This window comes from Reyranella sp., from assembly GCF_017305915.1.
GTDB lineage: Bacteria > Pseudomonadota > Alphaproteobacteria > Reyranellales > Reyranellaceae > Reyranella.
In genome coordinates this window covers 127,370-151,322 of the sequence record NZ_JAFKJN010000012.1, presented here as the reverse complement: position 1 = coordinate 151,322, position 23,953 = coordinate 127,370, and the positions used below count along the sequence as shown (strand labels likewise).

The window sequence follows — 23,953 nt, the reverse complement described above, 5'->3', positions numbered from 1 at the left end:
CGCCGTCGGGACAGGCCTTTGGTACGTACCAGTTTCTGATCAACGAGAGAGGGAGAATGATGAAAAAGCTTCTACTGGGATCGACCGCTCTGGTCGCCGGTGGACTGATGGCCGCCCCGGCCATGGCAGCTGACCCGATCAAGATCGGCGTCGGCGGCTACTACCAGTTCTTCGCGCTGGCCGGTTCCGTCGAGGGCGTCTACGCTCCCGATGGATCGTCCCTGCAATACAAGGGTCTTCAGCTCATCCAGGAAGGTGAAATCCATTTCATCGGCCAGTCGAAGCTGGATAACGGCACCACGGTCGGTCTGACCGTCGAGCTGGAAGGCTGGAACACCGCGTCGTCCCAGACCTCGTCCAGTCCGCCGGGCTCGGTCCGGCAGATCGACGAAGCGTTCCTGTTCGCCTTCGGCGACTGGGGCCGCCTCGAAGTCGGTTCGCGCGACCAGGCGTCCTACCGCATGTACTACGGCGCGCCGTCGGCGCTGCTGGGCTGGGGCTTCTTCCAGCACAACACGAACTTCAGCTGGACTTCGGGCGCCATGCAGGCCAACCCGGCGCTGGGTGCGGCGACCTTCTTCACCATCGGCGGTCAGTTCCAGGACGTGAACCGCGTGAACTACTTCACGCCGCGCTTCTACGGCCTGCAGGTCGGTGTCGGCTACGCGCCGAAGATCAACATCGCGCCGAACGGGCTGCTGGCTGCCGGCCTCATTGGCCCTGGCCCGACCACGGCGGCGGCCGGCGTGTGCGGCTTCAACGACGCGACGACGGCGAGCAACTGCCCGACCAACGACAACTCGTGGCAGGACGTGTTCGACGTCGGCGCCAACTACCTGAACAAGTTCGGTGACGTCACCGTCGCCCTGTTCGGTTCCTGGATGTACGCGAGCTTCGTGCCGTCGTTCAACCAGGTGGCGACCTCCAACGCCAACCTGATCTCCGGTTCGAACTTCACCAACTGGAAGCAGTGGGTGATCGGTGCCCAGTTCGGCTTCGCCGGCTTCACCATCGGCGCGTCGTACGGCTGGGACAACAACGGCCTCGGCGGCAACTACTACACCGGCGCCGACAGCGACAGCCGCAAGGTCGCGGTCGCGGCGATGTACGAGACCGGCCCGTGGCAGGCCTCGTTCGGTTGGGGCCATGTCAACACCGACAACGGCAACGGCGCGCAGTCGCTGCGGACGGTCGGCATGGGCGGCACCTCCGGTCTGGCTTTCGGACCGGCGGCGGGCGTGCCCAGCACGAGCGTCTATTTCGGCACGAACCCTGCCGCTGGTGCGGCCACGTTCGGCGGCTACGTTGCGGACAAGTTCGAGCTCGGCGTGAACTACGCTCTCGGACCCGGCATCAAGCTGGTCGGCGGCGGCATCTACTGGAACGTGACCGGCCCGGTCAACGGCACCTCGGGTCAGTCCTGGGCGGCCATGCTGGGCATGGACCTGCGCTTCTAGTCGCAGGACACGCGAACCTTCGGAAAGAGCGGGCGAAAGCCCGCTCTTTTCATTTGGGCCTTTTGCGGCCGACGAGATTGACGAACAGGGTCGGCAGGTAGGTGCGCGACACCGGCAGCCGCTCGGTCGCCTGGCGGGCGAGCAGGGCGCGGTTGTCCTCGTGGTCGAGCACCAGCTGGAACAGGCCGCGCTCGACCGCGCCGGCCTCGGCCTCGAGCGCCAGCCGGCCCTCGCGCTCCAACCGATAGGCGACGTCGAGGCCGACATCGCCGCCGCTGTAGAACGCGCTCAGGATCTCGAGCTGCCCGAACAGCAGCCCCAGGCCGCGCAGGGAGAACCGCCAGTAGTCGTCGGGCGCTGCGTGGAAGGCCTGCGACCACGGGGTCGCGACATAGGCCAGCCCGCCGTCGCGCAGCAGCGCCTCGATGTTGCGCGCCGCCCGCTGCGGCTCGGGCGTGTGCTCCAAGACATGGCAGCACACCACCAGGTCGAACGCCTCGCCGCCCAGTGCCGTCGCGATGGTGCGCGGCGCGGCGCAGATGTCGAGCCGATGGTCGACGTTGCTGCCCTCGGCGAGGTCGATGCCGACGAAGCGGGCGCGCGGGCCGAAGCGGCGGCCGATCACGCTGCGCCAGTTCAGTTCATTGCGATCCGCCACCGATGCGCGCGATCCCACCTGCAGCACCCGCGGCGCGCGGCGGCCGGCGGTTTCGGCGACCAGGTCCAGGAGGCGCTCGACCTCGCGCCCGACGGTCGTGCCGACGATGCGCAGCTCCCCCTTGCGCGGGGGCGGCGGCGCGTCGCCGGCAGCGGTCATTCGCGCACCACGACGATGTGCATGCGCCGAGGGCCGTGGGCGCCGAGCTCCATCGCCTGCTCGATGTCGCCGGTGCGCGACGGGCCGGTGATGGTGTTCACCGTGCGCGGCATGGTGTTCTTGCCGTAGCGGGCGCGCAGGAGCGCCCAGACGTCCTCGTAGCCGGACACGATGTCGGCCTCGCGCAGCACCACGACATGGGTGTCGGGCAGCAGGTTGAGCGACACCGGATGGTCGGGCCCCGAGGTCATCACCAGGGTGCCGGTCTCGGCGATCGCGGCGAAGGCGCCGGTGATCGACACCTGGTCGCTCGCCTCGGCGCGGCCGCGGCGCAGGCTGAGCATCTTCTGGCTCGCCCAGTCGTAGCCGTCGAGCAGCGGCGAGGGCGCCATCGCCGCGGCGGCCGGCAAGTTGTTGCGGGCAAGGTAGCTCGACACTTCGGCCGGCACCTCGGGCGCCGCGACGCGGGCGACGGTCGCGTTGTTGGCTTCGGCCCATTGGCAGAACAGCGCGACCTTTTCGGGCTGGGGCAGCTGCGCCCGCGCGACCACGGGCCCGTGCGGCGGGTCGGCCAGGCGCTGGTCGACGGCGGTGCGGGCTGCGCCGCTGAGCTCGCCGCGATGCAGCGAGCGGCGGATGCCGTTCAGGATCTGCGAGCGGGCGTCGCTCATGCCCGGGTCCTGCTGCGCTGGCGGGCCCATTGGCTATGGAAGGTGCCGCCGGGCTGCGGCGCCGGCAAGTCGCGGAACCGCGTCCAGCCCGAAGCAAGCGGCAGGCTGCGGTAGCGACCTTCGACCTTGCCGAAGGTCGCCAGCATGCGATTGGCAAGCTGCGTCAGCCGGCGATAGAGCTTGGGCCGCCGCGCCAGGAAGGACCATAGCGCCAAGCCCTGGCGCACCGCCCTGGGCGTCAGGTGCTGCTCGAACTCGCGCTCGCGCCAGTGCCGCATCAGGCCGGGGAGCGGGATGCGCACCGGGCACACGCTCTCGCAGCGGCCGCAGAAGGTCGAGGCGTTGGGCAGGTTGCCGGCCTCCTCGACGCCGATCAGCTGCGGGGTCAGCACCGCGCCGATCGGCCCGGGATAGACCCAGCCATAGGCGTGGCCGCCGATCGCGCCATAGACCGGGCAGTGGTTCATGCAGGCGCCGCAGCGGATGCAGCGCAGCATGTCCTGCATCTTGGTGCCGAGCACCGAGGAGCGTCCGTTGTCGAGGATGACCACGTGATACTGCGACGGCCCGTCGAGATCGCCGTCGCGCTTGGGCCCGGTGTTGAGCGTCGTGTAGGCCGACGATTCCTGCCCGGTCGCCGAGCGCGCCAGCACGCGCAGCAGCACCGCGGCATCCTCCAGCGTCGGGATCACCTTCTCGATGCTGGCCAGCACGATCTGCATCCTGGGCAGCGTGTTGGAAAGATCGGCGTTGCCCTCGTTGGTCACCAGCATCGACGAGCCGGTCTCGGCGACCAGGAAATTCGCGCCGTTCAATCCGACATCGGCCTCGAGGAACTTCTGCCGCAGCACGTAGCGCGCCTCGGCGACGAGATCGTTGCGCTCGGTCAGCCGCTTGGTGAAGCCGAGCGCCTTGTGATGCTCGTAGAAGGTGTCGGCGACCTGGTCCTTGGTGAGATGCACCGCCGGCGCGATGATGTGGCTCGGCGGCTCGTGCCGCAGCTGGATGATGTATTCGCCGAGATCGGTCTCGATCGGCGCGATGCCGAGCGCTTCGAGATGGTCGTTGAGGCCGATCTCCTCCGACACCATCGACTTCGACTTGGCGATCGTCTTCGCGTCGACGCTCTTGCACAGGTCGGCGATGATGCGCTGTGCGTCCTCGGCGGTCGGCGCCCAGTGCACGTGCCCGCCCAGCGCAATCACCTTGCGCTCGAACTCCTCGAGGTAGAAGTCGAGGTTGGCCAGCGTGTGGTTCTTGATGTCGCGCGCGCGATCGCGCAGCGCCTCGAACTCGGGCAGCCGCTCGGCCGCCTGCCGCCGCCGCTCGGAGAAGCCGACCTTCAGCTTGCTGAGCGAGTCCTGCAGGTTGGGATCGACCAGCGCCTCATGGGCGTTGTGCTTGAAGTCGCGCGCCGTCGATTGCATCAGCGCTCGCCTTCTCCGATCGCATGCCGATCGCCCATGCCGGCCAGCACTTCGGCGACGTGGCGGACTTTGATCGGACGGCCTTCGCGCTGCAGCTTGCCGGCCATGTTCATCAGGCAGCCGAGGTCGCCCGCCAGCAGCGTGCCGGCGCCGGATGCCGCGACGTCGCCGGTCTTCTCGCCGACCATCGCATTGGAGATTTCGGGATACTTGACGCAGAAAGTGCCGCCGAAGCCGCAGCATACTTCCGGCGTCCTCATCTCGCGCAACCTCAAGCCCTCGACCGAGCCGAGCAGCGTGCGCGGCTGCTGCTTGACGCCCAGTTCGCGCAGGCCGGAGCAGGAATCGTGATAGGTCACCGTGCCGTCGTAGCGCGCCGCGACCCTGGTGACGCCCAGCACGTCGACCAGGAACGCCATCAGCTCATGGCAACGGCCGGCGAAGGTCTCGGCGCGCGCCTTCATCTTCGGATCGTCGTCGAACAGGCCGGGATAGTGATGCGACAGCATGCCGGCGCACGAGCCCGAGGGCGCCACCACGTATTCGTAGCCTTCGAAGGCGGCGATCACCTGCGCGGCGATCGCCTTGGTGCTGGCGCGGTCGCCGGAATTGTAGGCGGGCTGCCCGCAACATACCTGTAGCGGCGGCACCTCGACGATGCAGCCGGCATCCTCGAGCAGCTTCACCGCGGCGAAGCCGACGGAGGGCCGGAACAGGTCGACAAGGCAGGTGACGAACAGCGCGACGCGGCGGGGAGGCGAACTGGACACGCCAGCCACAATGGCACTAGCCGCGGTTGGGTACCAGTACGATGGCCTGGCCGGAGCCCACCATGCGGCCGGCCCAATCGGCCGCCCGGGCACCGCCGCCGAAGAACACGTCGCCGCGCGCCGGGCCCTTGATCGCGGCGCCGGAATCCTGGGCGATCATCAGCCGGCGGAAGATTTCGAGCTGGCCCGGCTTGCCGGCGACCGGCCGCTGGGTGTCGATCCAGATCGGCGTGCCGTAGGGCGTGAAGGCGGTGTCGACGGCGAGGCTGCGTTGCGCGGTGAGCGCCACGCCCTGCGAGCCGGCGGCGGCCGCGGTGCGGGTGTCCTTGAAGAAGATGTAGCGCTCGTTCTTGCGCATCACCTCGCGCCCATCCTGCGGGTTGCGCTTCAGCCAGTCGCGGATCGCCGGCCAATTGACCTCGTCGCGCCGCATCACGCCCATGTCGGCCAGCACCCCGCCGATCGCGGTGTAGGGCCGGTTGTTCGACCCGTCGAAGCCGATCGACAGCACGCCGCCCTCGGCGAGATGGATGCGGCCGCTGCCCTGCACCTGGACCTCGAACAGCGCGACCGGATCCTGCACGTAGGCGATCTCCAGTCCCTTGCCCTTGAGCGCGCCCTGCTCGATCTCGGCGCGCGTGTAGTACGGGCCGTCGCCGAGATCGGATGGCCGGCGATAGACCGGCACGGTGAAGATGCGTGATGGCACGCGGCTGCCGCGCATCTCGGGCTCGAAGTAGCCGGTGAACTTGCCCGGCGCCTGCACCACCAGCGGCCGGAAATTCTCCTCGAAGAAGCGGCGCGCGGCGGGGCTGTCGCCGTCCTTGATGCCTGACGCCGCGGTGCAGATCGTCTTCCACTCGGCCGCAGTGACGATCTTCTCGCCGCCGTCGGTGACGATCTTCGTCTCCGGTCCTGCGGTCAGCCTGGGGCACGACTTGCGAAAGGCAACCAGCGCCTCGCCCTGGCGATCCTCGTTCCAGCCCGGGATCTCGTTGAACGAGATCGGCGCCATGCGGACCTTGTTGTCCACGGCGCTGCCGCTGGTGCCGGCACAAGCCGACAGCAGGCCGGCGGCAGCAATCAGCACGCCACTGGCCAGAACGCTCCAGCGCATCCTGATTACAGCCTCCCCTAGCCTTCGCTTTCGGTCTTGATCAGCAGCCAGTTGGGATCACTGGACTTGGTGTCGCGACGGAAGGTCCAGAGATCGACCACCTTCTGCACTTCGTTGGGATTGCCGTCGGCGATCTGGCCTTCGGCGTTGCGCACGACGTTGATCTGCTCGCTGACGAACCGGACGGTGACCTCGGCGTAGCTGCCCTGCATCTCGGCGTTGGCGATGTCGGACGCCTCGAAGCCGATCAGGGTCGTCTCGGCCTTCTCGCGCCGCTCGGCGCGGCCGCGGATCGCCGCTTCGAAGCTCGAGAAGGTCTGCGGGTCGAGCAGCTGGCGCAGCGGGCCGGTGTCGCCCTTGGCGAAGGCCTCGACGATGGCGGTGAAGGCCGAGCGCGCGCCTGCCGCGAAGCCGATCGGCTCGAAGCTCGGGTCGACGCCGCGGATCGCGGCGACGCCGGCGGCCGCATTCGGCATCACCGTCGAGCGGATGCCGCCCGGCGCATTGACCGCCTGCGACGACCGCGACATGTCCTTGGGCAGCGGAATGACGTTGTCGTTGCCCGACGGCGCATCGCCGAGGCGCGGCTGGCCGCTCGGAGTCGGTGGCGGCGCTGGCGGCGTGAACGGATCGCGCGCCGGCGGACGCTCATTGCCGGTTCGCTTCCCCAGCACCGAACGCAGCCGCAGGATCAAGAAGATCGCGACCAGGCCGATCAGGATGATGTCGTAGTTATTACCCACGATGGCGCTCCGGCAACCCGCCGCTCTAACTTGCCAAGTTACATAGGCCCCGAATGGGGAAAGGGCAAGGCAACCACCGAAAGCACATTCCCGCAGGCAATGTGCCCTGTTGGACCGACCGTCAACCGCTCAAGCCCGCATTTTACTGCTTCTCGAGCCACAGGCTGGTCGACATCGCCTCCTGCGGCATCGGCAGGCGCGCGACCGCCGACTGCGCCAGTCGCGCAGCTAGCCGCTGGCGCGCCCACACGCTGGAGAACAGCGGCGTGTAGGCGCCGGTGGTCATCAGCGGCAGCACGCCCTGCTGCTCGTTGTAGGCACGCCAGCCCCAGACCGGCGGATAGTCGAACGGCAGGAAAATATCGTGGATGTGAACGATCACGCCGGCCGGCAGCCGCGGCAGCACGCGATTGAGCAGCAGGTCGACGTCGCTGCCCGGCATCAGGATGTGGCTGGAATCGATGAACAGCACGTCGCCGCGGCCGAGCCGGTCGAACAGCTCGAGCGGCGCCGCCTGCACCGTCGACGGCACGACCTGCACGCCCGGCAGGCCGGCGATGTCGGCCCGCGGCGCCGGATCGATCGCCAGGATCTCGCCCATGCCGCCCAGCGCCTTGGCCAGCACGCGGGTCGAATGGCCCGAGCCCACCTCGATCAGGTGCTGCGGCTTGCGATCGCGCATCAGGGCGTACGCCGCCGCCGCGTCGAGCGAGGGGAACCAGGCCTGGTTGAGCAGGCCGTGCATGGCCTCGAGCGTCGCGGCATGGCTGTCGATCAGCGCGACCACCGCGTCGAACGCCGCCGCCTTGCCGTCGAACAGGGCTTCGATCGCCGGATAGGGCGGCTGCGCGCCGGGCGGCGGCAGCAACGGCGCATAGCGGTGGGGGATGAACCAGCCGCGCGGCGTCAGGCTGAGCACGGTCGGCAGGCCGAGCACCAGCCGGCGCCAGCGTCCCCGCAAGCTGAGCGACCGCTTCACGACGCCCCTTTCATGGAGGGGCGGATCATGGCGCCAGGGTCAGGCCTTCGTGCGCCACCAGCACGCGCGGCAAGCCGCCCGGCACGGTGCCGGGACGCATCGCCGCCGCCTCGCGCGCGACATCGTCCATGAAGGCGTCGCCATGGCTGGGATCGTGATGGAAGATCGCGAGCGTGCCGACGCCGGCGGCGTCGGCGACACGCACGCCCTGCTGCCAGGTTGAATGGCCCCAGCCCTTGTAGCGGTCGTACTCCGCGTCGGTGTAGCTCGAATCGTAGATCATGACGTCGGCGCCGCGGCACAGCTCGACGATGGTCATGTCGATCTCGCCCGGCCGATGCTCGGTGTCGGTGATGTAGCAGATCGACTTGCCGCCGTGCTCGATGCGGTAGCCAGTGGCGCCGTTGGGATGGTTGAGCGGCGCGGTGCTGAGCTGCACCGGCCCGCACATCAGGTGATCGCCCGACTTGAACTCGATGAAGCCCACCTTCGCCTTGAAGATCTCGAGGGTCACCGGATAGATCGGGGCCTGCATCAGGTTGCTCACGACCTTCTTCAGCGTGTACGGCGCCTCGAGATGGCCGGCCCACATCCGCACCGAATTGCGCTCATCGAACAGCGGCGCGAAGAAGGTGAGGCCGGCGAGATGGTCGAGATGCGTGTGCGTAAAGTAGATGTCGATGTCGAGCGGCGCCAGCCGGGCGAGCTCCAGTCCAAGGGCACGGATGCCAGTCCCGGCATCGAAGATCAGGCGGCGGCTGCCGGCACTGACTTCCAGGCACGACGTGTTGCCGCCGTAGCGGGCGTATTCCGCACCGGAACAGGAAATAGAGCCTCGCACACCCCAGAATCGGACTTTCAGACCCTCGGCCACTCGCTTTCCTCGGACAGATCGCTTTCCTCGAACATTCCCCTCGTCACAGGCCACAGCGAACGCCGCGCGTCAACGATGGTTGATGACCGTTTGGCCGCGTTCCTTTGGCCAAGATCTTGCGTCATATGGCGAGTGGAGCAGGCCGGAGGGGGCCGGGGAAAGCAGTATTCCTGCAGCATCTGACACAATTCGTTCCCCAGCGGATGGCGTTGCAGGTGCAGTCAAAGGGGGTAATACTTTCGCCATGGAAATCGCCAATCAAGGCAACGGGCCCGGCCTCGCGCAGCAACCGCCGCGCACGGCCAAGTTCGCCATCGGCCAGGTGGTGAAGCACCGGGTTTATCCATTTCGTGGGGTGATCTTCGACGTCGATCCGGTGTTCTCGAACACCGAGGAGTGGTTGGCGTCGATTCCCGAAGAGGTCCGGCCGCGCCGCGACCAGCCGTTCTACCACCTGCTGGCCGAGAACGCGCAGACCACCTATGTGGCGTACGTTTCTGAACAAAACTTGCTGGCGGACGAGACCGGCAAGCCGGTGTCACACCCGCAGGTCCCACATTTCTTCAAGGAACTGAAGCGCGGCCACTACGTCAGCCGCGACCGGGCCCTTCACTAGTCTTCTCGACCGCGAGCCGGAGGGTCGCGGTCCAGAAGAGCTTGAGCGATCTGATCGACGGTCGCGGTCCAGCCGACGATCGCGCCCTGGGCGCGGATCATGTCGAGCGCCGCTTTCTTGAATTCCGGGAAATAGCTTTCGGTCCCGTCCTCGGCCAGCAGGCAGTCGAAGCCGCGGTCGTTGGCCTCGCGCATCGTGGTCTGCACGCAGACCTCGGTGGTGACGCCGGCGAAGACGAGATGCGTGATCTTCTTTTCGGCGAGGATCTCGCCCAGCGGCGTGGCGTGGAAGGCGCCCTTGCCCGGCTTGTCGAGCACGATCTCGCCCGGCGCCGCCGCCAGCTCGGGCACGGTGTCGGCGCCCGGCTCGCCCGAGATCAGGATGCGGCCCATCGGGCCCGGATCGCCGATGCGCATAGACGGCTTGCCGCGCCGGTGCTTGGCCGCGGGCAGGTCCGACAGGTCGGGCTTGTGGCACTCGCGGGTATGGATGATCGGCAGGCCGGCGGTGCGGAAGGTCTCGATCAGCCGTGCCACCGTGGGCACGATCTTCTTCAGGAGCGTGACGTCGTTGCCCAGCGCCGCGCCAAAGCCGCCCGGTTCGATGAAGTCGCGCTGCATGTCGATTACGATCAGCGCGGTGTGCGCCGGATCGAAGGGGAAAGCGAACGGCTGTGCGGCAATGGTCTTCATCAATGACCTGCCATGGCGCGGCCAATCGCGCCGACATCGGCTTGAGCGGCCTGCGTCTGCAGCGCCAGCTTGCCGTCGAACATCACCACGATGCGGTCGGAGAGCTGCAGGATCTCGTCGAGGTCCTCGCTGACCAGCAGGACGGCCGCGCCGCGATTGCGCGCTTGCACGATGCGGGCGCGGATCTCGGCCACCGCCGCGAAGTCGAGCCCGAAGCAGGGATTGGCGACGATCAGCAGGTCGCCTTCGCTGGAGAGCTCGCGCGCCAGCACCGCGCGCTGCACGTTGCCGCCGGATAGCGCCTTGATCGGCGCATCGGGGCCGGGCGTCTTCACGCGATAGGCCTCGATCAGCCGGCGCGCCACGTCGCGCATCGGCGCCCGCCTGAGGCGCACGCCGTCGGGCGAAGCCGGCGCCTGGTCGAACGAGCGCAGCGCCATGTTCTCGGCCACCGACATCTCGGCGACGCAGGCGTTGCGCAGCGGCTCCTCGGGCAGGCAGGCGATCCTGTGGCGGATCATCTCCGGCCGTGTCGCGGTGTAGCGCTCGCCATGGACCTTCATGACGCCGGCCTCGGCGTGACGCTGGCCGGCCAGGGTCTCGACCAGCTCGCGCTGGCCGTTGCCGCTGACGCCCGCGACGCCGACGATCTCGCCGGCATGGATGTCGAGCGACAGCACGTCGACCGCGAGCTGGCCGACCGTATTGGCGACCGACAGGCCCTCGATCTGCAGCACGGTCTTGCCGGCCGCACGCTGCTCGCGCTCGACGGTCGCGCGGGTCTCGCGGCGGCCGACCATCATCTCGGCCATGGTGTCGTTGTCGAGCTCCGACACCGGCCGCGTGCCGACCAGCTTGCCGCGGCGCAGCACGGTGACGGTGTCGCAGAAGGCATTCACCTCCCGGAACTTGTGGGTGATGGTGACGATGGTCAGCACCAGCTCGCGCGTCATCTGCTTCAGCGTCGACAGCACCTCGTCGGCCTCGTCGGGCGTCAGCACCGAGGTCGGCTCGTCGAGGATCAGCAGGGTGCGCTTGAGATAGAGCTGCCGCAGGATCTCGGCCTTCTGCTTCTGGCCGGCCGCGAGGTCGGCGACCGGCAGGTCGAGCGGCACGGTGAAGGGTGTGGTGTCGAAGAAGTCCTTCAGCCGCTGGCGCTCGACGGTCCAGTCGATCACCGACGGCAGGTGCTTGCGGGAGAGCACGAAGTTCTCCAGCACCGTCATGTTCGGCACCAGGGTGAAGTGCTGGTAGACCATGCCCAGCCCCAGCTCGTGCGCCTGTTTCGGATGGTTGATGACGACCTGCCGGCCGTTCAGCAGGATCTCGCCTGCGTCGGCGGCGTAATAGCCCATGGCGCATTTCACGAGCGTGCTCTTGCCCGCGCCGTTCTCGCCCAGCAGCGCATGGAAGGCGCCCGGCACGATCTTCACCGACACCTCGTCGAGCGCCGCCAACCCGCCGAAACGCTTGGAGAAACCGATCAGCTCGAGGGAGGGCGCGTTCATCCGCCCCTCCTCATGATAGCGCCTCGATGACGGCGGTGGAGTTGGCGACGGCGCCGAACACACCGCCCTGCATCTCGACCATCTTCAGCGCGGCGGCATGATTGCCGGCGTCGGTGGCGCCGGTGCAGTCCTCCAGGATCAGGCATTCGAAGCCGCGGTCGTTGGCCTCGCGCATGGTGGTGTGGACGCAGACGTCGGTGGTGATGCCGGTCAGCACGAGATTGGCGATGCCGCGGGTGCGCAGCATCAGCTCGAGATCGGTGGCGCAGAACGAGCCCTTGCCGGGCTTGTCGATCACCGGCTCGCCGGCTGCGGGCGCGAGCTCGGGAATGATCTCCCAGCCCGGCTCGCCGCGCACCAGGATGCGGCCGCACGGACCGGGATCGCCGATGCCGGCTCCGATCTGCCGGCTGCGCCAGCGCTTGTTGGCCGGCAGGTCGGAGAGGTCGGGACGATGGCCCTCGCGGGTATGGATGACGTGCCAGCCCGCCTTGCGCGCGGCGGCCAGCAGCTTCTTCAGGGGCTCGATCGGCGCGCGCGTGAGCGACAGGTCGTAGCCCATCTTGTCGACATAGCCGCCGACCCCGCAGAAGTCGGTCTGCATATCGATGATGATCAGCGCGGTGTTCTCGGGCCGCAGGTCGCCGTTCCACGGCCACGGGTAGGGATGGGATTTGACGTGCATGGTCCCCTCAACTCCTCATCGCACCGCGCCCAGCTCGCCGGGCGCGCCGCGCAGCGCGCGTTCGGGCGAGCAGGTCGCGATCATCAGGCCGAGCGTGAGCACGTAGGGCGCGGCGCTGAACAGATAGTAGCCCTCGGTGATGCCGACCGATTGCAGCGCCGGGCTGATCGCGCCGGCGGCGCCGAACAGCAGCGACGCCCACAGGCAGCGGATCGGGTCCCAGCGCGCGAAGATCACCAGCGCCACGGCCATCAGGCCCTGGCCGCTCGACAGGCCCTCGTTCCAGCTCCCCGGGTAATAGAGCGACAGGAAGGCGCCGCCGACACCGGCGAAGGCGCCGCCGATCGCGGTCGCGATCAGACGCACGCGGCCGACCGGCACGCCCATCGCCAGGGCGGCATCGACGCTTTCGCCCGCGAGCCGCACGATCAGGCCCCAGCGCGTGTTCTTGAGCGCCCAGGCCAGCGCGAAGGCCGAGACGATGCCGACGACGAAGAGATAGTTGACCTGCAGTGCCTGGCGGACCTGCGGGATGCCGCTCCACCAGCCGAGCTCGATGGCGCCGAGATTGGGCGCCTTGGGTTGGATGTACGGCTTGCCCAGGAAGAAGGCCAGGCCGGTCGCGAGCAGCATCAGGCCGATGCCGGTGGCGATGTCGTTGACCCGCGGGAGCTGGCAGATGCCGGCATGCAGCGCTCCGAGCAGCAGGCCGACACACGCCGCGACGAGCACGCCCAGCCAGGGCGAGCCGGTCGTCAGGGCGATCGCGTAGGCGCTCATCGCGCCCATCACCAGCGTGCCCTCGAGGCCGAGATTGATGCGGCCCGAGCGCTCGGTCAGGCATTCGCCGACGCTGACGAAGATGAACGGCGTCGAGACACGGATGGCGCCCGCCAGCATGGCGAGCGGCACGCCCCACAGGCCGAGCCCGCCATTCTCCATCAGGCGGCCTCCTTCGGTTTCCAGAGGCGGCCGTACAGCGTCTCGCTGGCCAGGATGGCGACGAAGAGGATGCCCTGCAGAACGACGACCGCCGCGTCGGGCAGGTCGAGCCGCCGCTGCAGCAGGCCGCCCGAGGCGCCGATGCCGCCCAGCAGGATCGAAACCGGGACGATCGCCAGCGGATGATGGCGCGCCAGGAACGACACCAGGATGCCGGAATAGCCGTAGCCGACTGCGAGCGAAGCGTTGGCGCGGCCGTGGATCGCCGCGACCTCGACCATGCCGGCGAGCCCCGCCATCGCGCCGCCGGCGCCGCAGGCCAGCAGCACGTAGCGGCCGACATCGAGGCCCATCATGCGCGCGGTCTTGGGGTTGCCGCCGATCACCTGCAGGGCGAAGCCCCAGGTGGTGAAGCGCATCCAGACATAGACGATCAGGCAGGCGACGATGCCGAGCACCAGACCCCAGTGCACGTCGGTGCCGGTGATGGTGCCGATCATGTTCTGGTCGCCGATCGGCCAGGTCGACGGCTTGTTGAGGCTCGACGGGTCGCGCAGCGGGCCCTCGACGAAATGGTTCATCAGGGCGATGGCGATGTAGGTCAGCAGCAGGCTCGAGATCGTCTCGTTGACGCCGCGCCATTGGCGCAGGGCACCGGCCAGCGCGATCCAGAGCCCGCCCACGATCATGGCGGCGACCGCCATCGCGAGCTGCACCACCGGCGCCGGCGCATCGATCACGGCAACGCCCGCCGCCGCCGCGGCGACGCCGCCCATCACCAGCGCCCCCTCGTTGCCGATGATGATCAGCCCCATCCGTGCCGGCAGCGCGGTGCAGAGCGCGGTCAGGATCAAGGGCGCAGCGCGCGTCAGCGTGTTCTGCCACGAGAACCAGGTGCCGAAGGCGCCCTGGTACATCAGCGCGAAGGCTTCCAGCGGATCGACGCGCGCGTAGATCGCCAGCAGCAGGCCGAAAAGCACCGCCGACGCCAGCAGAGCCAGCGTCGGGACGGCGATACGTTCGACGACGGCAGTCATAGCTGTCCTCCCCCGTCATACGGGGGAGGTGGCGCGGTAATCCGCGACGGAGGGGGAAAGCTACACCACGTCTGTGGCCTTCCCCCTCCGTCGGCGTAAGACGCCGACACCTCCCCCGTATGACGGGGGAGGGAGATACGCGTCATCGCCGAGGGCTCCTTACGACGTCGAGCCGACCACGCCCTCGACCAGGTAGTTCATGCTTTCGAGCTTGGGCTCGGTGATGACATAGGACGTGCCGGCCGGGATGACCGTGTTGCCCTTGTTGTCCTTGAGCGCGCCCTTGTAGATCGCCAGGCTGCCGTTGAGGATCGCGGTCTTGGCTGCGTCGGCCTTCTCCTTGGCCGCCGCCGACACCGCCGGCCCGTAGGCCGAGGTGCGGACATAGCCTTCCTTGAGGCCGCCGCGCACGAAGTTCTCCAGCGGCTTGTTCGCCTTCAGCGATTCGACGAAGCCGACATAGACGCGCTCCCAGTTCCACTCGGCGCCGGTCAGGTAGCCCTTGGGCGCGAGCTTGGCCTGGTTGCAGTGATAGCCGCAGGTGAAGATGCCGGCGCGCTCGGCCGTCTCGATCACCACCTTCGGCGAATCGACATGGCAGGCCACGGCGTCGACGCCCTGGGCGATCATCGAGTTGGTGGCCTCGGCCTCCTTCACGGGGAGCGCCCAGTCGCCGGTGAAGATGACCTGGGTCGTGATCTTCGGATTGACCGACTGCGCGCCCAGCGTGAAGGCGTTGATGTTGCGCAGCACCTGGGGGATCGGCTTGGCGGCGACGAAGCCCAGCTTGCCCGACTTGGTGGTCATGCCGGCGACGATGCCGGAGATGTACTGCGCCTCGTCGATGTAGCCGAAGTAGCTGCCGGTGTTCATCGGGTGCTTGCCCTCGGTCCACAGGCCGCCGCAGTGGCGGAACTGGATCTTCGGGTACTTGCCCGCGACCTTCAGCATGTAGGGGTCGAAGTAGCCGAACGACGTCGGGAACACGAGCGTCGCGCCGTCGAGGTTGATCATGCTCTCCATGGTCTTCTCGACGGCGACCGTCTCGGGCACCTTCTCTTCTTCCTGGACCTTCAGACCCGGCATCTTCTTCAGGATCGCGGCGGCCTCGGCGTGGGCCTGGTTGTAGCCGTAGTCGTCGCGCGGCCCGACATAGATGAAGCCGATCACCAGCGGCTTCTGCGCGTCGGCCCCGCCGGTCAGCCCGAGCGCCGCGGCCCCCGCCGCACCGCCCAGCAGCGCACGGCGGCCGATTGTGAACCTGTCGATCATTGCTCTCCCCCTCCGCGATGCCCCAGCCGCCGGTCGGCGGCTTACAAGGCGGTCAGCAAGGGGTGTGCCAGCGATTGGGACGGGGTTTTCGGGCCTTGGTGTATGCAATCCTGTTGCATTGCATTCTTTTTGGGCATCAACAGCCTTTTGGCACCCGATTTGTATGCAAACCGGCATGCAGGCAGACAACCCGACCCTCGCCGACAAACTCGCCGCGGCGATCGCCGACGGCATCCTCGACGGCCGGCTGAAGCCCGGCGAGCGGCTCGACGAAGCGGGGCTCGCCCAGTTTCACGGCGTGTCGCGCACGCCGGTACGCGAGGCGCTGCGCCAGCTCACGGCCAGCGGCCTGATCGACATGCGGCCGCGCAAGGGGGCGGTGGTGTCGAAGGCGACGCCGGAGCAGATCGAGAGCCTGTTCGTGGCCATGGCCGAAATGGAGGCGACTTGCGCGCGGCTGTGCGCGCTCAGCATGACGCCGATCGAGCGCCGCCGCCTGCAGGCGCGGCAGGAGCAGATGCTCGAGCTGGCCGAGGCCGGCGACCCCGATGCCTATTCCGATGCCAACGTCGCCTTCCATTCCACGATCTACGCCGGCGCGCACAACGCGCCGCTTGCCGACTATGCGATGAGCCTGCGCCGCCGCGTCGGACCGTTCCGCCGCGCGCAGTTCAGGATGCAGGGCCGGCTCCTGCGCTCCAACGAGGAGCACGGCGCCGTGGTGTGCGCCATCCTCGCCGGCGACGCGCCGGGCGCGCATGCCGCGATGCTGCACCACGTGAGCCTGGTCGAGGACGCGTATGAGGCGTTCAGCCTGTCATCCCGAGCGTAGCGAGGGATCTTTCCTGACCCGCAAGGATCCCTCGCTGCGCTCGGGATGACATGACCCTCAGTTCAGCGGGAACGGGAAGTACTTGGCGTTGAGCTGCTTGTAGGTGCCGTCGCTGATCATCTCGCCGAGCGCCTTGTTGAAGGCGTCGCGCAGCTTGATGTCCTCGCGGCGGATGCCGGCGGAGACGCCGACGCCCAGCGTCTGGGTGTCCTTGATGTCCTGGCCCATGATCTCGCAGCATTTGCCCTCGGGCTTCTGCGCCCACAGCCAGAGCTGCACCTTGTCGCCGAACACCGCGTCGACCTCGTCCTTCTCGAGTGCCGCGAGCGCGTCCTTCACCGTGGCGTAGCGCTTGATCTGGGCGGAGCGGCGGAAGCTCTTGTCGACCCAGTCGGCGTGCGTCGAGTCCTTCTGCACGCCGATCTTGCGGTTGCGCAGCAGCGCCGGCGGCCCGTCGAACGGCTGGCCCTTGGCGGCGATGAAGGCGCCGGGCGAGAGATAGTAGCGGCGCGACATGCCGAGCCGCCGCCGCCGCTCGCTGTTGACCTCGAGCGACGACATGACGATGTCGAACTTCTTCTCGAGCAGGCCCGGCACCAGGTCGTCCCACTTGACGGCGACGAACTCGCACTCGGCCTTCATGCGCATGCAGGACTCCTGTGCGATGTCCATCTCGAAGCCCGCCGGCAGGCCCTTGCGGTCGAGATAGTTGAACGGCGGATAGCCGCCCTCGGTCGCGATGGTGATCTTGAAGGTGGGCGGCGCGAACGGCGACTTGGGCGCCGGCGGCTTGGCGGGCTGCGGGGCCGCCTTCGGTGCCGGCTTCGGATGCTGCGGCTGCTGCGCGGACGCGGCCGCCGCCAGCGCCAGCACCGCCAGGGCCAACGCCAGCAGCCTCATGCGATCAGGCGCTCCAACAGGGCGTTCAGACGCTGCCGTCCGGCGGCGGTGGCCTTGAGATGGGTCGGGTCGATCTCGAGGAAGCCCGCCTCGACCAGCGGCGCGAGCTTCGCCATGCCCAGCGCCTCGACCGGATCGGTGCCGGCGACCGCCGCGAACAGCCCGCGGTCGATGCCGTCGCGGAGCCGCAAGCCCATCATCAACGCTTCCTCCACCCGATCGTGCCCCGCCACGACCGAGCTCTCGACCGTGGCATGACCTTTCGCCTCGACCTCGGCCAGCCAGTTCTCCGGCCCGCTCGTCCGTCGCGTCGCGCGCTTGGTGTCGGCTTCGGCGAAGCGGCCGTGCGCGCCCGGCCCGACGCCGACGTAATCCTGATAGCGCCAGTAGATCAAATTATGGCGGCATGCTGCGCCTTCCCGCGCGTGATTGGAAATCTCGTAGGCGGGCAGGCCGGCGGCTTCGAGTCGCGCCTGGGTTTCCTCGAACATCCGCGCCGCTTCTTCCTCGCCCGGCAGCACGAAGCCGCCGCGCTGGTGCTCGGCGAAAAAGCGCGTGCCGCGCTCGATGGTGAGCTGGTAGAGCGACAGATGCTCGCCGGCCAACGCCAGCGCCCGCTCCAGCTCGGCCAGCCACGCTTCGGTCGTCTGCCCCGGCCGGGCATAGATCAGGTCGAACGAATGGCGCGCGAAATGCCGGCGCGCGGTGTCGATCGCCGCCAGCGCGTCGTCGGCCGAGTGCTCGCGGCCGAGGAACCTCAGCGCCGCCGGATCGAGCGCCTGGACGCCCAGCGACACGCGGTTGACGCCGGCCTCGGCAAGTGCTGCGAACTTCGCGGCCTCGACCGAGGTGGGGTTGGCCTCCAGCGTGATCTCGACGTCGGGGGCGGTGTCCCAGAGCTGCTTCGTGCGGGCGATCAGCGCGCCCACCGTCTCGGGCTCCATCAGCGACGGCGTGCCGCCGCCGAAGAACATCGTCTCGACCCGGCGATCGGGCGGCGCCTCACGCGCGGCGTGCTCGAGCTCGGCGACGAGCGCCCGTTGCCAGCGTCCCTGGTCGATGCCCTCGCGCACGTGGCTGTTGAAGTCGCAATAGGGACACTTCGACTTGCAGAAGGGCCAGTGGATGTAGATGCCCAACGGAGCTGGGCGCGGCGTCATCGGAAACAGGCCTCGACCAGCTTGGCGAAAGCGCGGCCGCGATGGCTGATCGCGTTCTTCTCCGCCGTCGACATCTCGGCGTTGGTGCGCCCATCGCCGAACGGCTGGAAGCAGGGATCGTAGCCATGGCCTCCGCGGCCGCGCGGCGGCCACACGATGCGGCCGTCGAGCGTGCCGTGCACCAGCTCGACATGCTCGTCCGGCCAGGCCAGCGCCAGCACGCAATGGAAGGTGGCGCGCCGCTCGGCGTCGGTGTCGGGCACGCCGCGCTTCTTGAACTCGTCCTGGATGCGCTGCATGCCGACCATGGCCGAGCGCTGCGGCCCTTCCCAGTCGGCGGTGTAGACGCCGGGCTCCCCGCCCAGCGCATGCACGCTGAGCCCCGAATCGTCGGCCAGCGCCGGCAGCTTGGAGGCGCGGGTCGCGGCCAGCGCCTTGATGGCGGCGTTGGTCTCGAAGGTCGTGCCGGTCTCGGCCGGCGCGGGCAGGCCGAGATCGGCCATCGAGACGATCTCGACGCCGAAGCCCGACAGCATGGTGCGGAATTCCTCAGCCTTGCCGTGGTTGTGCGTGGCGACCACCAGCTTCGGCGAGGCGAAGCGGCGGGCCATCAGCTTTTGCCGATCGCCAGCCGCTGCAAACGCGTGAGCTCGACGACGCCCTTCTTGGCGAGCTCCATCAGCTCGACGAACTGAGCCTCGCTGAACGGATCCTTCTCGGCCGTGCCCTGGACCTCGACGATGCCGCCGTTGCCGGTCAGCACGAAGTTGGCGTCGGCCTCGGCCTTGGAATCCTCGTCGTAGTCGAGGTCGAGCACGGCGGCGCCTTCCCACAGGCCGCACGACACCGCGGCGACCTGGCCGGTGATCGGGTTGCCCGCGAGCTTGCCGTCCTTGATCAGCTTCTCGAAGGCGAAGTGCAGGGCGACCCACGAGCCGGTGATGCTGGCGGTGCGCGTGCCGCCGTCGGCCTGCAGGACGTCGCAGTCGATGTTGATCTGCCGCTCGCCCATCGCCGTGAGGTTGACCACCGCGCGCAGCGAGCGGCCGATCAGGCGCTGGATCTCCTGGGTGCGGCCCGACTGCTTGCCGCGCGCCGCCTCGCGGTCGGTACGGGTATGGGTCGAGCGCGGCAGCATGCCGTACTCGGCAGTCACCCAGCCGCGCGCGGTGTTGCGCATCCACGGCGGCACGCGCTCGTCGACCGAGGCGGTGCACAGCACATGGGTGTCGCCGAACTTGACCAGGCACGAGCCCTCGGCGTGCCGCGAGAATCCGGGCTCGAGCGAAACCTTGCGAAGCTGATCGGCGGCGCGGCCGGAGGGACGCATTTACTCACTCCTGAACATCGGGACAGGGGCTTATGGGCCCCCGACAGGCAGGGAGCAAGCCGGTCAACCGGGCCGAATCATCCAGCCTTTGCGCCGGTAGCCGTCCCGGATCATGCGGATCATGGTGTTGGCCTGGACCAGGATCAGGGTCGGCATCATGGCCACCATGACTAGGGCCCAGATCTTGGTCGGGATCGGGACCTGCGGCATCGAGCTCACGAATCCGAAGCCGAAGAAGACGACGGCGTAGACGATGTTGTAGGCGAGGGCTTTCCAGAAGAGCTGCGGGAAGCCCTTGCGCCAGACATAGAAGGCGCCGAACAGACCCGCCCACAAGTACGACCAGCCGCCGATATCGACGGTGGCCTCAGTCCTCGGATGTTCGAAACGATAGCCCCCAAACACGCGAAAATCATACTACGGCGTGCACAAGACGGGCCAGCGATGCGTTGACCCTGCCGCCTGCAGTTCCTAGATTTTTGCCATGGCACTTCATCGCCTTGGGATACCGGCCGGCACCGTCCCCGACGGCTCGCCGGTCCAGCGCCAAGCCACGGTCGCCGAGCTCAACGAGCGGGCGCGCGAGGTCCTGCGACTGGTCGTCGAAAGCTACGTCGAAACCGGCGAACCCGTCGGCTCGCGCTCGCTGACCCGCAAGATCACCGAGACGCTGTCGCCGGCCACGATCCGCAACATCATGGCCGACCTGCAGGACCTCGGCCTGCTCTACGCGCCGCATACCTCGGCCGGACGATTGCCGACGGAAGCGGGGTTACGGCTGTTCGTTAACGGCCTGCTTGAAGTCGGCAACATCTCCGAGCAGGAGCGCGAGAGCATCGAGGCGCGCTGTGCCGCCGCCGGCCGCAGCATGAATGAAGCGCTGGAGCAGGCGACCAGCCTGCTGTCCGGCCTGTCGCGCTGCGCCAGCGTGGTCATGGCGCCCAAGACCGAGCAGCCGCTGAAGCACATCGAGTTCGTGAACCTCGGCCCCGGCCGGGCGCTGGTCGTCACCGTCACCCAGTCGGGTCAGGTCGAGAATCGGCTGATCGACACGCCGGTCGGCATGCCGGCCTCGGTCCTAGTCGAGGCGAGCAACTACCTGAACGCGCGGTTGTCGGGCCGCACCTTCGACGACACCCGCCGGGTGATCCTCGAAGACCTCAAGCTGAAGCGCGCCGAGCTGAACGATATCACGGCGCGCGTGATCGAATCCGGGCTGGCGACCTGGGCCGGCGAGCCGGGCAGCGCCCTGATCGTGCGCGGCCAGGCGCGGCTCCTCGAGGACATCACGGCGATCGCCGATCTCGAAAGGGTGCGCCAGTTGTTCGATGCGCTGGAGCGCGGCGAGAGCTTCGCGCGGCTGCTCGAACTCGCCAACGTGGCGAGCGGCGTGCAGATCTTCATCGGAGCCGATAATCCGTTGTTCGCCAACACCAACTGCTCGATGGTGGTGGCGCCGTTCCGCGATTCACAGGAACGTATCCTGGGCGCAATAGGCGTGATCGGCCCGACGCGGCTCAACTACGCCCGCATCATCCCGCTGGTCGACTACACCGCGCGCACGATCGGGCGGATGGTCGGTTGATTGTCGTCCTGAGCGAAGCGAAGGACCTCATCGCCGCTTGCAACCGGCATGAGATCCTTCGCTACGCTCAGGATGACAGAGTCACCAATCCTGTTCGTCGAAATCCTCGAACGGCTTCATGTCGTCGTCCTCGTCGCCGGCGCGCGGCTTTTCCTCCGCGGCTGACAGCGCGTGGACGTTCACCCTGGTCTCCGGTCCGATCAGCGTGACCAGCTCGAGCAGGTCGGCGCGGGCGAAGGCGACGCAGCCCCAGGTCGGGCCCATGTCGTCCCGGGCGATGTGCAGGAAGATCGCGCTGCCCCATTCGCCCTCGGGCGGGTCGTCGTTGTAGCCGACCACGACCAGCAGGTCGTACAGCCCGTCCTCGCGCCACATCGTCTCGTGGCTCCATTCGTTCGGGATGCGGACCAGCCGGTTGTAGGCGGGCGAGCGCGGGTCGTCGCACCAGCCGTCATGCTCGCCGATCGGCCGGGCCGGCAGGCGGATCTTGGGCAGCACCAGCCGGTCGTTGCGGAAATAGACGTGGCGCAGCGGGTAGGCGCCTGCAGGCGTGGCGCCGTCGCCCTCGACCTTGTCCTCGCGCACGCCGCCTGCACCGACGACACAACGCCAGCGCCGCTCGCCCAGGGTGGCCCAGGCGAGGCTGGAATCGGCCGAATCGACTTGGACGATCAGGGCAGAGGGCAGCACGTCGGACATTGAATCAGGCTCCTGCCGCCTTCATAAAGGCCGGCGCCAAAGGGAGAAAGTGATGGGTTATGTCGTCAAGGCGCCGGCCATCGTCGGCGTCCCGGTCCATGGAAGCTCCGACCTGTTCCCGGTCCGCCGCATCTTCTGCGTCGGCCGCAACTACGCCGCCCATGCCCGCGAGATGGGCCACGATCCGGACCGCGAGCCGCCCTTCTTCTTCAGCAAGCCGGCCGACGCCATCGTGCTCGCCGCCGATCCCAAGAACCCCGCCAGGATCCCCTATCCGCCGGCGACCAAGAACCTGCACCACGAGATGGAGCTGGTGGTCTGCCTGAAGTCGGGCGGCGCCGACATCCCGGTCGACAAGGCGCTCGACCATGTCTTCGGCTACGCCGTCGGCCTCGACATGACCCGCCGCGACCTGCAGAACCAGGCCAAGGACATGGGCCGCCCGTGGGACATGGGCAAGGGCTTCGACAACTCCGCCCCGATCGGCATCATCTATCCGGTGAGCGAGGTCGGCCACATCGACAAGGGCACCATCCAGCTCGACGTCAACGGCAAGACCCGCCAGAAGTCCGACCTCAACGCGCTGATCTGGAGCATTCCCGAGACGATCTCCTATCTCTCGGGCCTGGTGACGCTCGCCGCCGGCGACCTGATCTACAGCGGCACGCCGGAAGGCGTCGCGGCGGTCGGCAGGGGCGACACCCTGCAGGGCTTCGTCGACAAGGCCGGGACGGTCAGCGTTACATACGTCTGAGACTCACTGGACCGCGGGCTTCCAGCCCGCTCATGAGCGCGCGTAGCGCGGAGTAACCTCCGCGCCTTATCCGCGCGGTCCATCAGAGCTGCGATGCCCGGAAGGTGTCGCAGCTCCTTATGTCTCCCGATTCCATCCCGGTCTTCAGCCAACGCACGCGCTGCGCGCTCGAGCCGTGGGTGAAGCTGTCGGGCACCACCCGGCCTTGCGCCTGGCGCTGCAGGCGGTCGTCGCCGATCGCGGTCGCCGCCGCCACGGCCTGCTCGACGTCCTTGTCGCTGAAGGAGCCGGTGCCGCCATGCTCCTTGCTGGCGTGATAGGCCCAGACGCCGGCCAGGCAGTCGGCCTGCAGCTCGACCCGCACCGACATCGCGTTGCCGTCGCGCTTGCTCATGTTCTGGCGCATCTGCTGGACCTTGTCGGAGATGCCGAGCAGCTTCTGCACGTGATGGCCGACCTCGTGGGCGATCACATAGGCCTGCGGGAACTGGCCGGGCGCGCGGAAGCGACTGGCCATCTCGTCGAAGAACGACAGGTCGAGATAGATGCGCTGGTCGCCCGGGCAGTAGAACGGCCCCATCGCCGCCTGGCCCGAGCCGCACGCCGTCGGCGTGGAATCGCGATAGAGCACCAGCCGCGGCTCGCGGTAGGGCCGGTTGAACGCCTGGAACTGCTGGCCCCAGACGGTCTCGGTGCTTTTCAGCACGCGCGCAACGAACTGGGTTTCGGCGTCGGCCCCGGTGCCGGGGCGCGAGGCGCTGCGGGTCTGGGTCTGCGGCGCCACGTAGCTGCCCTCGCCCCCGCCGACCATGCCGCCCAGCAGGGACAGCGGATTGACGCCCAGGATCAGGGCGATGACGACGATGGCGATCAGCCCGAAGCCGCCCTTGAACAGCCCGCCGCCCAGCGGGATCGGGATGCCCGGCCCCCCGAAGCCGCCACCGCCTCCGCCGTAGCCGAATCCGCCACCGCCAAAGCCCCCACCGCCGAATCCGCCGCCTTCGCCGCGGCGATCCTCGATGTTGCTGCTCTGCTCGTTGTCCAGTTCCATGGCAGCGCCTCCGTGCGCCGACTATATATGGGGAC

General features: G+C 68.2%; 26 protein-coding genes. 5 read left to right on the top strand and 21 right to left on the bottom strand.

Annotated elements, in window-relative coordinates; genetic code table 11:
- Nucleotides 1-56 precede the first annotated feature (56 nt).
- Nucleotides 57-1,457: a porin gene (locus J0J01_RS11030; protein ID WP_296380457.1), complete on the top strand. Its 1,401-nt coding sequence runs from the start codon at nt 57-59 to the stop codon at nt 1,455-1,457.
- 49 nt (nt 1,458-1,506) lie between these two features.
- On the opposite strand, the gene J0J01_RS11025 is transcribed toward J0J01_RS11030, so the two are convergent.
- The 8 genes from J0J01_RS11025 to J0J01_RS10990 all read right to left on the bottom strand — a co-directional run bounded on the left by J0J01_RS11025 (nt 1,507) and on the right by J0J01_RS10990 (nt 8,855).
- Nucleotides 1,507-2,274, bottom strand: a complete 768-nt coding sequence (locus J0J01_RS11025; protein WP_296380456.1) for a class I SAM-dependent methyltransferase — start codon at nt 2,272-2,274, stop codon at nt 1,507-1,509.
- A complete protein-coding gene (locus J0J01_RS11020) occupies nt 2,271-2,945 on the bottom strand; it encodes a lactate utilization protein (RefSeq protein WP_296380455.1) in 675 nt (224 codons plus the stop codon). The genes J0J01_RS11025 and J0J01_RS11020 overlap by 4 nt, the downstream gene beginning before the upstream one ends.
- Nucleotides 2,942-4,372, bottom strand: coding sequence for a LutB/LldF family L-lactate oxidation iron-sulfur protein (locus tag J0J01_RS11015; RefSeq protein ID WP_296380454.1), 1,431 nt, complete (start codon nt 4,370-4,372; stop codon nt 2,942-2,944). The genes J0J01_RS11020 and J0J01_RS11015 overlap by 4 nt, the downstream gene beginning before the upstream one ends.
- Nucleotides 4,372-5,151: a (Fe-S)-binding protein gene (locus J0J01_RS11010; protein ID WP_296380453.1), complete on the bottom strand. Its 780-nt coding sequence runs from the start codon at nt 5,149-5,151 to the stop codon at nt 4,372-4,374. Before J0J01_RS11010 ends, J0J01_RS11015 begins: the two co-directional genes overlap by 1 nt.
- 7 nt (nt 5,152-5,158) lie before the next feature.
- Nucleotides 5,159-6,259 carry an MltA domain-containing protein gene (locus tag J0J01_RS11005; RefSeq protein ID WP_296380452.1) on the bottom strand — a complete coding sequence of 367 codons (1,101 nt, stop codon included), beginning with the start codon at nt 6,257-6,259 and terminating at the stop codon, nt 5,159-5,161.
- Nucleotides 6,260-6,276: 17 nt separating this feature from the next.
- Nucleotides 6,277-7,002, bottom strand: a complete 726-nt coding sequence (locus tag J0J01_RS11000; RefSeq protein WP_296380451.1) for a Tim44/TimA family putative adaptor protein — start codon at nt 7,000-7,002, stop codon at nt 6,277-6,279.
- A gap of 142 nt (nt 7,003-7,144) precedes the next feature.
- Nucleotides 7,145-7,981, bottom strand: a complete 837-nt coding sequence (locus J0J01_RS10995) for a class I SAM-dependent methyltransferase (protein ID WP_296380450.1) — start codon at nt 7,979-7,981, stop codon at nt 7,145-7,147.
- 25 nt (nt 7,982-8,006) lie between these two features.
- Nucleotides 8,007-8,855, bottom strand: a complete 849-nt coding sequence (locus J0J01_RS10990) for an MBL fold metallo-hydrolase (protein WP_296380449.1) — start codon at nt 8,853-8,855, stop codon at nt 8,007-8,009.
- Between the two features lie 244 nt (nt 8,856-9,099).
- On the opposite strand from J0J01_RS10990, the gene hspQ reads away from it, so the two are divergent.
- The gene (gene hspQ / locus J0J01_RS10985; RefSeq protein ID WP_296380447.1) at nt 9,100-9,471 is read left to right on the top strand and encodes a heat shock protein HspQ; all 372 of its coding nucleotides are present in this window, start codon (nt 9,100-9,102) and stop codon (nt 9,469-9,471) included.
- Here hspQ and J0J01_RS10980 read toward each other — a convergent pair.
- The 6 genes from J0J01_RS10980 to J0J01_RS10955 form a co-directional block, all read right to left on the bottom strand.
- A complete protein-coding gene (locus J0J01_RS10980) occupies nt 9,468-10,163 on the bottom strand; it encodes an isochorismatase family cysteine hydrolase (protein WP_296380446.1) in 696 nt (231 codons plus the stop codon). The two genes, hspQ and J0J01_RS10980, sit on opposite strands and share 4 nt — an antisense overlap.
- Entirely contained in the window at nt 10,163-11,671 is a 1,509-nt protein-coding gene (locus J0J01_RS10975; RefSeq protein ID WP_296380445.1) for an ABC transporter ATP-binding protein, read from the bottom strand. The genes J0J01_RS10980 and J0J01_RS10975 overlap by 1 nt, the downstream gene beginning before the upstream one ends.
- Before the next feature lie 10 nt (nt 11,672-11,681).
- Nucleotides 11,682-12,356, bottom strand: a complete 675-nt coding sequence (locus tag J0J01_RS10970; protein ID WP_296380443.1) for an isochorismatase family cysteine hydrolase — start codon at nt 12,354-12,356, stop codon at nt 11,682-11,684.
- Nucleotides 12,357-12,371: 15 nt separating this feature from the next.
- Nucleotides 12,372-13,298 carry an ABC transporter permease gene (locus J0J01_RS10965; RefSeq protein ID WP_296380441.1) on the bottom strand — a complete coding sequence of 309 codons (927 nt, stop codon included), beginning with the start codon at nt 13,296-13,298 and terminating at the stop codon, nt 12,372-12,374.
- Entirely contained in the window at nt 13,298-14,335 is a 1,038-nt protein-coding gene (locus J0J01_RS10960) for an ABC transporter permease (RefSeq protein ID WP_296380440.1), read from the bottom strand. Before J0J01_RS10960 ends, J0J01_RS10965 begins: the two co-directional genes overlap by 1 nt.
- A gap of 159 nt (nt 14,336-14,494) precedes the next feature.
- A complete protein-coding gene (locus tag J0J01_RS10955) occupies nt 14,495-15,604 on the bottom strand; it encodes a BMP family ABC transporter substrate-binding protein (protein ID WP_296380558.1) in 1,110 nt (369 codons plus the stop codon).
- Between the two features lie 178 nt (nt 15,605-15,782).
- Between J0J01_RS10955 and J0J01_RS10950 the strand changes: the two genes are divergently transcribed.
- Entirely contained in the window at nt 15,783-16,439 is a 657-nt protein-coding gene (locus J0J01_RS10950; protein ID WP_296380439.1) for a GntR family transcriptional regulator, read from the top strand.
- A gap of 57 nt (nt 16,440-16,496) precedes the next feature.
- Here the strand turns inward: J0J01_RS10950 and J0J01_RS10945 are convergent, their stop codons facing one another.
- The 5 genes from J0J01_RS10945 to J0J01_RS10925 all read right to left on the bottom strand — a co-directional run bounded on the left by J0J01_RS10945 (nt 16,497) and on the right by J0J01_RS10925 (nt 20,234).
- Nucleotides 16,497-17,339 carry a transporter substrate-binding domain-containing protein gene (locus J0J01_RS10945; RefSeq protein ID WP_296380438.1) on the bottom strand — a complete coding sequence of 281 codons (843 nt, stop codon included), beginning with the start codon at nt 17,337-17,339 and terminating at the stop codon, nt 16,497-16,499.
- Nucleotides 17,336-18,499, bottom strand: coding sequence for a radical SAM family heme chaperone HemW (gene hemW / locus J0J01_RS10940; protein WP_296380436.1), 1,164 nt, complete (start codon nt 18,497-18,499; stop codon nt 17,336-17,338). Before hemW ends, J0J01_RS10945 begins: the two co-directional genes overlap by 4 nt.
- Nucleotides 18,496-19,110, bottom strand: a complete 615-nt coding sequence (gene rdgB, locus J0J01_RS10935) for an RdgB/HAM1 family non-canonical purine NTP pyrophosphatase (RefSeq protein WP_296380434.1) — start codon at nt 19,108-19,110, stop codon at nt 18,496-18,498. The genes hemW and rdgB overlap by 4 nt, the downstream gene beginning before the upstream one ends.
- On the bottom strand, nt 19,110-19,829 hold the full coding sequence (rph, locus tag J0J01_RS10930; protein WP_296380432.1) for a ribonuclease PH: 720 nt from the start codon (nt 19,827-19,829) through the stop codon (nt 19,110-19,112). The genes rdgB and rph overlap by 1 nt, the downstream gene beginning before the upstream one ends.
- 63 nt (nt 19,830-19,892) lie before the next feature.
- On the bottom strand, nt 19,893-20,234 hold the full coding sequence (locus J0J01_RS10925; protein ID WP_296380431.1) for a hypothetical protein: 342 nt from the start codon (nt 20,232-20,234) through the stop codon (nt 19,893-19,895).
- Between the two features lie 79 nt (nt 20,235-20,313).
- On the opposite strand from J0J01_RS10925, the gene hrcA reads away from it, so the two are divergent.
- Nucleotides 20,314-21,414: a heat-inducible transcriptional repressor HrcA gene (gene hrcA / locus J0J01_RS10920; protein WP_296380430.1), complete on the top strand. Its 1,101-nt coding sequence runs from the start codon at nt 20,314-20,316 to the stop codon at nt 21,412-21,414.
- 81 nt (nt 21,415-21,495) lie between these two features.
- On the opposite strand, the gene J0J01_RS10915 is transcribed toward hrcA, so the two are convergent.
- The gene (locus J0J01_RS10915; RefSeq protein ID WP_296380429.1) at nt 21,496-22,113 is read right to left on the bottom strand and encodes a L,D-transpeptidase family protein; all 618 of its coding nucleotides are present in this window, start codon (nt 22,111-22,113) and stop codon (nt 21,496-21,498) included.
- A 52-nt stretch (nt 22,114-22,165) separates the two neighbouring features.
- On the opposite strand from J0J01_RS10915, the gene J0J01_RS10910 reads away from it, so the two are divergent.
- The gene (locus tag J0J01_RS10910; protein WP_296380428.1) at nt 22,166-22,867 is read left to right on the top strand and encodes a fumarylacetoacetate hydrolase family protein; all 702 of its coding nucleotides are present in this window, start codon (nt 22,166-22,168) and stop codon (nt 22,865-22,867) included.
- 82 nt (nt 22,868-22,949) lie between these two features.
- On the opposite strand, the gene J0J01_RS10905 is transcribed toward J0J01_RS10910, so the two are convergent.
- Complete coding sequence (locus J0J01_RS10905; protein WP_296380427.1) at nt 22,950-23,918, bottom strand: neutral zinc metallopeptidase; 969 nt, start codon at nt 23,916-23,918, stop codon at nt 22,950-22,952.
- Between the last annotated feature and the right edge of the window lie 35 nt (nt 23,919-23,953).